The 8,877-nt window shown below is 56.9% G+C and carries 9 protein-coding genes; 6 read left to right on the plus strand and 3 right to left on the minus strand.

Annotated elements, in window-relative coordinates; all coding sequences use genetic code 11:
- Nucleotides 1–131: 131 nt before the first annotated feature.
- Entirely contained in the window at nucleotides 132–1,982 is a 1,851-nt protein-coding gene (sppA, locus tag B9Y90_RS25095; RefSeq protein ID WP_039292243.1) for a signal peptide peptidase SppA, read from the minus strand.
- A gap of 232 nt (nucleotides 1,983–2,214) precedes the next feature.
- Here sppA and B9Y90_RS25100 point away from each other — a divergent pair, with 232 nt between their 5' ends.
- The gene (locus tag B9Y90_RS25100) at nucleotides 2,215–2,766 is read left to right on the plus strand and encodes an NAD(P)H nitroreductase (protein WP_085543025.1); all 552 of its coding nucleotides are present in this window, start codon (nucleotides 2,215–2,217) and stop codon (nucleotides 2,764–2,766) included.
- Nucleotides 2,767–2,812: 46 nt separating this feature from the next.
- Here the strand turns inward: B9Y90_RS25100 and phoC are convergent, their stop codons facing one another.
- Nucleotides 2,813–3,562, minus strand: a complete 750-nt coding sequence (phoC, locus tag B9Y90_RS25105) for an acid phosphatase PhoC (protein WP_085543026.1) — start codon at nucleotides 3,560–3,562, stop codon at nucleotides 2,813–2,815.
- Nucleotides 3,563–3,824: 262 nt separating this feature from the next.
- Between phoC and selD the strand changes: the two genes are divergently transcribed.
- From selD to B9Y90_RS25120, 3 genes are read left to right on the plus strand one after another with little or no spacing between them, the layout of a single operon-like run.
- Nucleotides 3,825–4,865 (plus strand): selenide, water dikinase SelD, encoded by a 1,041-nt coding sequence (gene selD, locus B9Y90_RS25110; RefSeq protein ID WP_176227935.1) that lies wholly within the window; start codon nucleotides 3,825–3,827, stop codon nucleotides 4,863–4,865.
- A gap of 3 nt (nucleotides 4,866–4,868) precedes the next feature.
- Nucleotides 4,869–6,863: a DNA topoisomerase III gene (locus tag B9Y90_RS25115; protein ID WP_085543027.1), complete on the plus strand. Its 1,995-nt coding sequence runs from the start codon at nucleotides 4,869–4,871 to the stop codon at nucleotides 6,861–6,863.
- A complete protein-coding gene (locus tag B9Y90_RS25120; protein ID WP_231560128.1) occupies nucleotides 6,820–7,065 on the plus strand; it encodes a YnjH family protein in 246 nt (81 codons plus the stop codon). Before B9Y90_RS25115 ends, B9Y90_RS25120 begins: the two co-directional genes overlap by 44 nt.
- On the opposite strand, the gene B9Y90_RS25125 is transcribed toward B9Y90_RS25120, so the two are convergent.
- Nucleotides 7,031–7,441 (minus strand): pyrimidine (deoxy)nucleoside triphosphate diphosphatase, encoded by a 411-nt coding sequence (locus tag B9Y90_RS25125; RefSeq protein WP_085543028.1) that lies wholly within the window; start codon nucleotides 7,439–7,441, stop codon nucleotides 7,031–7,033. The two genes, B9Y90_RS25120 and B9Y90_RS25125, sit on opposite strands and share 35 nt — an antisense overlap.
- A 70-nt stretch (nucleotides 7,442–7,511) precedes the next feature.
- On the opposite strand from B9Y90_RS25125, the gene B9Y90_RS25130 reads away from it, so the two are divergent.
- Together B9Y90_RS25130 and B9Y90_RS25135 are read left to right on the plus strand one after the other, a co-directional pair.
- The gene (locus B9Y90_RS25130) at nucleotides 7,512–8,078 is read left to right on the plus strand and encodes a carboxymuconolactone decarboxylase family protein (RefSeq protein WP_039292276.1); all 567 of its coding nucleotides are present in this window, start codon (nucleotides 7,512–7,514) and stop codon (nucleotides 8,076–8,078) included.
- Entirely contained in the window at nucleotides 8,079–8,705 is a 627-nt protein-coding gene (locus B9Y90_RS25135) for a CDP-alcohol phosphatidyltransferase family protein (protein WP_085543029.1), read from the plus strand. It begins immediately after the preceding gene.
- Nucleotides 8,706–8,877: the final 172 nt, after the last annotated feature.

Below are 8,877 nucleotides of genomic sequence, written 5' to 3' on the forward strand. Positions count from 1 at the left end.
AAAGTTCTCTGAGCATGGCGGTCAGTCCGTTTTTTGCACTGACCTTATTAGATCAAAGTCCCGGCCTCACGGCCAGGACTTTGTCAGCAGTCTGAGCCCGGTTTAACCGGGCTTTGCTTCATGTGAGTAAATTAACGCACATCGCCGCAGGTGAGGCAGAAGGCGTAACGATTTTGCGGGTCGTTCATGGTGCCGAATTTGTCATTCTGGGCTTTGACCGCCAGCGCGGCATCGGCCAGTGGGGCTGGCAGGTAAGCCTGAATGGCCTGAGGCAGTGCGGCGCGTACCGAGCCGGTCATGGCGTTAAAGACCATGTCGGTGAAGGTCGCGTCATCCTGCCAGAACGCCAGGTGCCAGCTTTTCAGCTTCGCCAGCTCCGCGGCTTTGGCGACGGCGTCGTCGAAGTCGCCCAGGCTGTCAACCAGGCCGTTGGCTTTGGCATCTTCCCCGGTCCAGACGTGGCCCTGAGCAATCTGATCGATTTGCTCCGGCGTTTTCTTACGGGACGCCGCCACCAGGCCAATAAAGCGCTTGTAGCCGTTGTCGATGCTGAGCTGCATCATCTGCTGCACTTCAGGCGGCAGTTTCTTGGTCACGGCCACGTCGGCCAGCGGTGACGTTGATACGCCGTCGGTATGCACGCCAATCGCGTCGAGGGTGTTTTCTACGGTATTGATGACGCCGAAAATACCAATCGAGCCGGTCAGCGTACTTGGGTTGGCGATGATGTAGTTCGCCGGAGTAGAAATCCAGTAGCCGCCAGATGCCGCCATGCCGCCCATTGAAACCACAATTGGCTTCCCGGCTTCACGCGCAGCGACAAGCTCTTCACGAATGGTTTCGGACGCAGTGACGCTGCCGCCAGGGCTGTTTACGCGGAAGACGATAGCTTTCACCTTTGGATCCAGACGTGCTTCACGGATCTGCATCGCCGTGGTGTCGCCGCCGACCTGGCCTGGGGTTTCTTCCCCGTCCATGATCGCGCCGTTGGCGAAGATCACCGCAATGGCATCACCTTGCTCAGACGGTTTTTTCACGGTGTAGTCGTAAATACTGGTGTAGCTAAAGTCTTTGTTGGCTTTGCTCCAGCCGAACTGTTTCACCAGCGCTTTATCCACGACTGCACTGCTCGCCAGCTCATCCACCAACTTGTTGTCCAGGGCATATTTTGCGGTGTCGCCACCCAGTTTTTGCAGGTTATCCAGCAGCGCCTGAGCGCCAGGGAAAGCCTGCTGCGCGGTAATCTGGCGGTTTGCCGCGATGGTGTTCAGGTAGTTTTGCCACAGCTCGCCAATCCAGCGGCTGTCCGCGTCGCGTGCGGCAGGGGACATATCATCGCGGATATACGGCTCAACCGCTGACTTATAGGTCCCGACGCGGAAGACGTGGGTCGAGACTTTCAGCTTATCCAGTAGGGTTTTGTAATACAGCGCGTTGGTGGCGAACCCGTGCAGGTCAACCATGCCCTGCGGCGAGAGCCAGATTTTATTGGCAAAGCTTGCCAGGTAGTACTGACTCTGGTTGTAGCTGTCGCCCATCGCATAAACCGGCTTGCCGCCGTCGCGGAATTCGCGCAGCGCTTTGCCGATATACTGCATTGACGGCTGATCGGCCCCGGCGAAATCTTTCAGGTCCAGCACAATGCCGGTGATATTGCGGTCATCTTTTGCCTGACGAATGGCGTCGACGATGTCAAACAGGGAGTTCTCCTGCAGACGATCGGAACTGGCGCCCACCAGCTGGCGGCCAATCACGCCCAGCTTATTGCTGACCGACGGTTTGTCTACCACCACGCCGGTGATGTCCAGCAGCAACGCACCTCGTGCTGGCTCCGCTGGCGTGCTTTTTACCTGCATCCAGATGCCGACCCCAACCAGGATCAGCAGGATAAGGAACAAGTTGAGAATAAATTCCCGAATAAAATTAAGCAGACGCCAGGTCCACTTAAAAAAGCCGCTAATAAATCGCCCAATGGTGCGCATGTTTTCTCCATAACCTTCAACAGGGGTATTACCCGCACGCCGCAATGAAGCTGGCTAAAGCGGCGAAAGTAAAGGCTATCCTAAAGAGAGGGCGAGGAAATGTCAGCAGGAAATCGGGGCGGTGCTGTAACAAAAACTACGGCTGTGTTAATTTTGTGAATGAAAATCATTTAACGGACTGGGGCAACCTCCGCGCTTTACCAGTCATTTCATGTCAGTAAGGGGCTTTTAAATGGATGCACTTGAACTTTTGATTAACCGCCGTAGCGCGTCCCGTCTGGCCGAACCGGCTCCGGCAGGTGAAGTGCTGGAAAATATTCTGCGTGCCGGAATGCGCGCGCCGGACCACGGTACGCTCCAGCCGTGGCGCTTCATCGTTATTGAAGGGGAAGGGCGCGAGCGCTTTGCTCAGCTTTTAGAAAAAGCGGCCATTGCCGCTGGCATGGACGAAAAAAGCGTTGAAAAGGCGCGTACATCGCCGTTCCGTGCCCCGCAAATCATTGCTGTGGTCGCGCATTGTGAGGCTAATCATAAAGTGCCGGTGTGGGAGCAGGTGGTTTCCGCAGGTTGTGCGGTGATGGCGATGCAGATGGCGGCGGTGGCTCAGGGCTTTAACGGCATCTGGCGCAGCGGCGCGTGGACTGAAAATGACATGGTTCGCGAAGGACTGGGTGGCCGTGAGCAGGACAAAGTGGTGGGCTTCCTCTACCTCGGCACGCCGCAGTTGAAAGCGTCGACGACCATCAGCGCCCCGGACACCTCTGCATTCGTCTCTCACTTCTGATTGAGCGTTATCCTGCCGGGCATCTCCCCGGCAGGGACTTCACGTCTTATTTCTTCTGCTGTTTCGCAAACTCGTCTTTCGCTTTCTGCAGCTGTTGCTGGAAGGCTGCGTTGGTATGCAACGTGGCAACTACGGCAGACCCCACGACGCGAGCGGCATCAATATCGCTCTGCCAGTGGTAGCCGCAAATCACCCGGCTTTGGCCCAGCTCAAACCCGCGTTTCAGGATCTCGTTCTGGCGCTGCGGGTTGATTTCGGCCAGCACCAGCGCGGTGGCCCAGCCAATTGAGGTATGCCCGGACGGATAAGAACCATTTTTCGACAGCTTATCCTGCTCTTTGGTGTTACAGGTTGGTACGCCGTAGAAGGCAAACGGGCGGATGCGCATGTACTTTTCTTTTGCGCCGCGCGTGGCGAGGTCGCCTGCATCCTCAATCATATTGGTCAGGAGCTTGTGCAGTTCCGGCGCATCTTTCTCGGTTATCGGCGAGCCAAACGCACCGGAGAAAGCGTTAGCCACGCCGCCGCCGCTCAGGTTGGCATCTTCTTCTGCCAGTTTACCGCGTTCGGTGGTGCGCAGCAGGCGGCCTTTCTCATACATCGCCTGGTCATTCAGGAACGCAATGCTGCCGATTGCCGGCGGCGGTGGCAGCAGCGCCAGGCTATCAATGGCCTGAGCGTTGGTCAGGTAGTAAAGATCGGGTTTGGTGGTGACATCATTTCCCTGAGGTGCAAGGGCAAAGGCCGTAGAGGAGAACAGGCCGGCAATACAGAAGGCTAATACGCGTTTTTTCATTGTTATTCCTTACATGCGTTAGTTGTCCGGTGAGTTGCCAGATGGTTGTAACATTTCTGTCATATTCGAGTAAAAGAGCGAGTCGGCAAAATGCGGCCTGGCTTCACAAAACTTCCGGATTGCCTGCATAGTGAGCAACGACACGCGAATTAGGACTGCCAGACTTACCACCAGGGCGTTTGAGCGCTACCATATACTCGTCATACTTCAGGCCGCAGTGCGAAGTATTCAGAGTAAAAATGCCTAACGACAGGAGATGTCCATGAAGCAAACCGTTCGTTTGACCCAGTACAGCCACGGCGCAGGATGCGGCTGCAAAATTTCCCCGAAGGTGCTGGAAACCATCCTGCACAGTGAGCAGGCGAAGTTTGTCGATCCTAATCTGCTGGTGGGGAACGAAACCCGCGATGATGCGGCGGTTTACGACCTGGGCAATGGCACCGGTATCATCAGCACCACCGACTTCTTCATGCCGATCGTGGACGATCCCTTCGACTTTGGCCGCATAGCGGCGACCAACGCCATCAGCGATATCTACGCGATGGGCGGGAAACCGATCATGGCGATCGCTATTCTCGGCTGGCCGATTAATACGCTGGCGCCTGAAATAGCCCGTGAAGTGATCGAAGGCGGGCGTTTTGTCTGCCAGCAGGCGGGGATTTCGCTGGCCGGTGGCCACTCGATTGACGCCCCAGAACCGATTTTTGGCCTCGCGGTAACCGGCGTTGTGCCAACTGAGCGAGTGAAGAAAAACAGCTCTGCTGAAGCCGGCTGTAAGTTATACCTGACCAAACCTCTGGGCATTGGCGTGTTGACCACCGCCGAGAAAAAATCCCTGCTGCTGCCAGAGCACAAAGGCCTGGCGGCAGAAACCATGTGCCAGTTGAATAAAGTCGGTGCCGAATTTGCCGATATTCCTGGCGTGACCGCGATGACCGACGTCACCGGTTTTGGCCTGATGGGCCACCTGAGCGAAATGTGCGAGGGCGCGGGCGTTCAGGCGGAAGTGTGGTACGAGTGTGTGCCAAAACTGCCGGGCGTTGAAAGCTACATCGAGCAGGGCTGCGTGCCCGGTGGAACTTCCCGCAACTTTGCCAGCTACGGGCAACTGATTGGCGAGATGCCTGAAGCCTGGCGTAACCTGCTGTGCGACCCACAAACTTCCGGCGGCCTGCTGCTGGCCGTGCGTGCTGATGCCGAAGCCGAAGTCTTCGCGGCTGCCGAGCGGAACGGCATTAAGCTCAGCGCCATCGGTGAACTGAAAGAGGCCCGTGCTGGCCGCCCAATGATCGAGATCCGTTAATTCATGCGGCTGTTTATTGCGGAAAAACCAAGCCTTGCGCGAGCCATTGCCGACGTGCTGCCCAAGCCCCATCGTCGCGGCGATGGGTTTATTGAATGCGGCAACGGCCAGGTGGTGACCTGGTGTATTGGCCACTTGCTGGAGCAGGCGCAGCCGGACGCCTATGACGGGCGATATGCCCGCTGGAACCTCGCAGACTTGCCTATCGTGCCGGAAAAGTGGCAGCTCCAGCCTCGTCCTTCCGTGACTAAACAGCTCAACGCGATCAAAAAGCTGCTGACTCAGGCAACCGAAGTGGTTCACGCGGGTGACCCCGATCGCGAAGGGCAACTGCTGGTGGACGAAGTGCTGGACTACCTCCAACTGGCACCAGAAAAGCGCCAGCAGGTGCAGCGCTGCCTGATCAACGACCTTAACCCGCAGGCCGTGGAGCGGGCGATTTCCCGCCTGCGCGCCAACAGCGAGTTTATTCCGCTTTGCGTTTCAGCGCTGGCCCGCGCCCGTGCCGACTGGCTATACGGGATTAACATGACCCGGGCCTACACTATTCTCGGGCGTAATGCGGGCTACCAGGGTGTGCTGTCCGTGGGCCGCGTCCAGACGCCGGTGCTGGGCCTGGTCGTGCGCCGCGATGAAGAGATTGAAAACTTTGTCGCCAAAGATTATTTCGAAGTGAAAGCCCACATCGTGACGCCTGCGGACGAGCGCTTCGTAGCCGTATGGCAGCCGAGCGAATCCTGCGAACCCCATCAGGACGAAGAAGGCCGCCTGTTGAACCGCAAGCTGGCGGAGCATGTCGTGGCGCGTATCAACGGCCACCCGGCGCTGGTCACCGCCTATAACGATAAACGGGAATCGGAAATTGCACCGCTGCCGTTTTCGCTGTCGAGCCTGCAGATTGAAGCGGCGAAACGCTTTGGACTGAGTGCCCAGAACGTGCTGGATATCTGCCAGAAGCTGTACGAAACCCACAAGCTGATTACCTACCCACGTTCCGACTGTCGCTATCTGCCCGAAGAGCACTTTGCCGGGCGACATGCGGTGATGAACGCCATCAGCGTGCATCAGCCGGATTTGCTGCCGCAGCCTGCGGTGGATGCCGACCTGCGTAACCGCTGCTGGGATGATAAAAAAGTGGATGCCCACCACGCGATTATTCCGACCGCCCGCAGCGCTTCAATTTCATTAAGTGAAAATGAGGCTAAAGTTTATGGCCTGATCGCCCGTCAATACTTAATGCAGTTCTGTGCCGACGCCGTCTTCCGCAAATGCACCATCGATCTGGATATCGCCGGAGGAAAATTTATCGCCAAAGCGCGTTTCCTTGCCGAAGCGGGCTGGCGGGCGCTGCTGGGCAGTAAAGAGCGTGATGAAGAGAACGACGGCACGCCGCTGCCGGTGGTCGCTAAAGGCGATGAGCTGCTGTGCGAGCATGGCGAAGTGGTTGAACGGCAAACTCAGCCGCCACGCCACTTTACCGATGCCACATTATTGTCAGCGATGACCGGGATTGCGCGCTTTGTGCAGGATAAAGATCTGAAAAAGATCCTGCGCGCCACGGACGGATTAGGCACTGAGGCGACGCGAGCCGGGATCATCGAACTGTTATTCAAACGCGCTTTCCTGGTCAAGAAAGGGCGCTATATTCATTCTACGGAAGCCGGGCGGGCGCTGATCCACTCGCTGCCGGAGCTGGCCGCCAGGCCGGACATGACTGCGCACTGGGAATCAACGCTGACGCAAATCAGCGAAAAGCAGTGTCGCTATCAGGACTTTATGCAGCCGCTGGTGCAGACGCTTTATGATCTGATTCATCAGGCGCGAACCACGCCGGTGCGCCATGCATTTAAGGGCATCAAAGCCCAGGATGACGGAAAAAAAGCAAAACGTTGGGCCAAAAAAGAGGGAAGTGATGATGCCAGTAAAAAGCCTGCTCGCCGCCGTCGTGGGGCTAATGATGAGTCTGCCAGCGATGGCGGTGCAGCCCCGTCAGCCTGACGTGGACGTGGTGATCCCGCCGGAAGTGTTCACCAACAGCAATCAGCCGCAGACGCCGCCCTGCAACCAGTGCTGTATTTATGAAAACAAAAACTATTCCGAAGGGGCGGTGGTGAAAACGGAAGGCATTTTGCTGCAGTGCCAGCGCGATGACAAAGTCTTAGGGACTAATCCGCTGGTCTGGCGCCGCGTGAAGCCATAAACGCTTTCAGCAGCGGGATATCCGCCGGGGCGAGGGCATAATCAAGCGCCTCCGGCGGCTCACACCACACCAGTTCGCTGTGGCAATGCGCGGTGGGGTCGCCGCTAAAGGCTTCAACATGCCAGGCGTGCAGATGAATCATTCTCCCACTCACTTCGCGCTGATGACTGGCCACGTAACCGCTAATTTGCGCCGTAATCCCCAGTTCTTCTTGTAACTCCCTTGCAAGCGCTTCGGGCTGCGTTTCTCCGGTTTCTACTTTCCCGCCTGGAAATTCCCACAGTCCCGGCTGATCGCCATTTTCAGCGCGACGGGCGAGCAGGATTTTGCCTTCGCGCTCGATAATAGCCGCGACAACATCAAGGTTTTTTAGCATGGGTATACATTCTCATTGGGGCTGGCGTGGCATAATACTCGCCCTGACATGCCAGCAAAAGAGTAACTGAATGATGGAAACGAAAAGCGAGCCCTGGATTGCACCCCTTAAAACGCTGCCCAAAAGCCTGCGCCCGATTGTGGCGATGCAGGAGAAGCATTTTGGCGCGGTGTTAAACCCAACCCGCTGGTGGGGGCGTCTGCCGTATTTGTTCTGGCTGGTGGCGCTGTTTGTCGGTTTTCTGGAAAGACGCCGGGCAAAAATCGACCCTGTGACCCGTTCGCTGGTGATGACCCGGGTATCGCAGTTATGTAGCTGCGAATTTTGCATCGACGCCAATAGCCTGCGCCTTGCAGAGCGTAGCCAGTCGATGGATAAAGTGCTGGCGGTGGCCAACTGGCAAAATGAATCCCTGTTTAACGAGAAAGAACGGGTTGCATTGGCCTACGCTGAAGCAATGACCGCCACGCCGCCGCAGGTGACCAACGAGTTAAAAAACAGGCTTAAACAGCATTTTAACGACCAGGCGGGGACCGAGCTGACCGCGCTGATTGCCTTCCAGAACCTTTCGGCTCGCTTTAACGCCGCGCTGGATATCCCCTCCCAGGGATTATGCCCGACAAAGGGAAAAGCCTAGATGTTCGACAGCTATCTTCACCCGCGGATAAAACCCGCGCTTAATCGGCTGGCGGTCGTGCTCGACAAGCCCGCTATCACGCCGGACAGGCTGACGCTGGCAGGGTTCGTTATTGGCGCACTGGTTTTACCTTTTCTGGCGCTGCAATGGTATATCCCGGCGCTGGTCGCCATTGTCTTTAACCGGCTGCTTGACGGCCTGGACGGCGCGCTGGCGAGACGAAGAGGGCTAACCGATGCCGGTGGCTTCCTGGATATTACGCTGGATTTTCTTTTTTATGCCCTTGTGCCGTTTGGTTTTATTCTCGCGGACCCGGTGCAAAACGCCCTTGCCGGTGCGTGGCTGCTGTTTTCGTTTATCGGCACCGGCAGCAGCTTTCTGGCGTTTGCAGCTCTGGCACAGAGGCACGATATCGCGAATCCAGGCTACGCCCATAAGTCGTTTTATTATCTGGGCGGGCTGACGGAAGGCAGCGAAACTCTCCTGTTGTTTGTGCTTGGCTGCCTTTTTCCCGGCTGGTTTGCCTGGCTGGCGTGGGTCTTTGGCGGGTTGTGCTGGCTTACCACGCTCAACCGCGTCTGGGGCGGGTATAAGACGTTAAAACGGCACGCGAAATCCTCAGATTGAAACCCCTCACCCCGACCCTCTCCCCGGAGGGGAGAGGGAGAGAACAATTCCGCTTTGGGGGGAGAATACGCGTACTATTTATCCCCTTGTATGTTTAAAGTCACTTCAGTTACCCGCCGTCAGGCGGGTACACTGTCAAAGCGTTTGACCTGATGCCACAGCCCGTTTCCCC

It is taken from the genome of Cedecea sp. NFIX57, assembly GCF_900177785.1.
Classification (GTDB): Bacteria; Pseudomonadota; Gammaproteobacteria; order Enterobacterales; family Enterobacteriaceae; genus Cedecea; species Cedecea neteri_C.

Bases quoted from the DNA above. Each gene is read 5' to 3' on its own strand.
- phoC (WP_085543026.1), bottom strand. From the start codon at position 3,562: ATGAAAAAACGCGTATTAGCCTTCTGTATTGCCGGCCTGTTCTCCTCT.
- B9Y90_RS25100 (WP_085543025.1), top strand. From the start codon at position 2,215: ATGGATGCACTTGAACTTTTGATTAACCGCCGTAGCGCGTCCCGTCTG.
- B9Y90_RS25120 (WP_231560128.1), top strand. From the start codon at position 6,820: ATGATGAGTCTGCCAGCGATGGCGGTGCAGCCCCGTCAGCCTGACGTG.
- B9Y90_RS25115 (WP_085543027.1), top strand. From the start codon at position 4,869: ATGCGGCTGTTTATTGCGGAAAAACCAAGCCTTGCGCGAGCCATTGCC.
- B9Y90_RS25125 (WP_085543028.1), bottom strand. From the start codon at position 7,441: ATGCTAAAAAACCTTGATGTTGTCGCGGCTATTATCGAGCGCGAAGGC.
- sppA (WP_039292243.1), bottom strand. From the start codon at position 1,982: ATGCGCACCATTGGGCGATTTATTAGCGGCTTTTTTAAGTGGACCTGG.
- B9Y90_RS25135 (WP_085543029.1), top strand. From the start codon at position 8,079: ATGTTCGACAGCTATCTTCACCCGCGGATAAAACCCGCGCTTAATCGG.
- selD (WP_176227935.1), top strand. From the start codon at position 3,825: ATGAAGCAAACCGTTCGTTTGACCCAGTACAGCCACGGCGCAGGATGC.
- B9Y90_RS25130 (WP_039292276.1), top strand. From the start codon at position 7,512: ATGATGGAAACGAAAAGCGAGCCCTGGATTGCACCCCTTAAAACGCTG.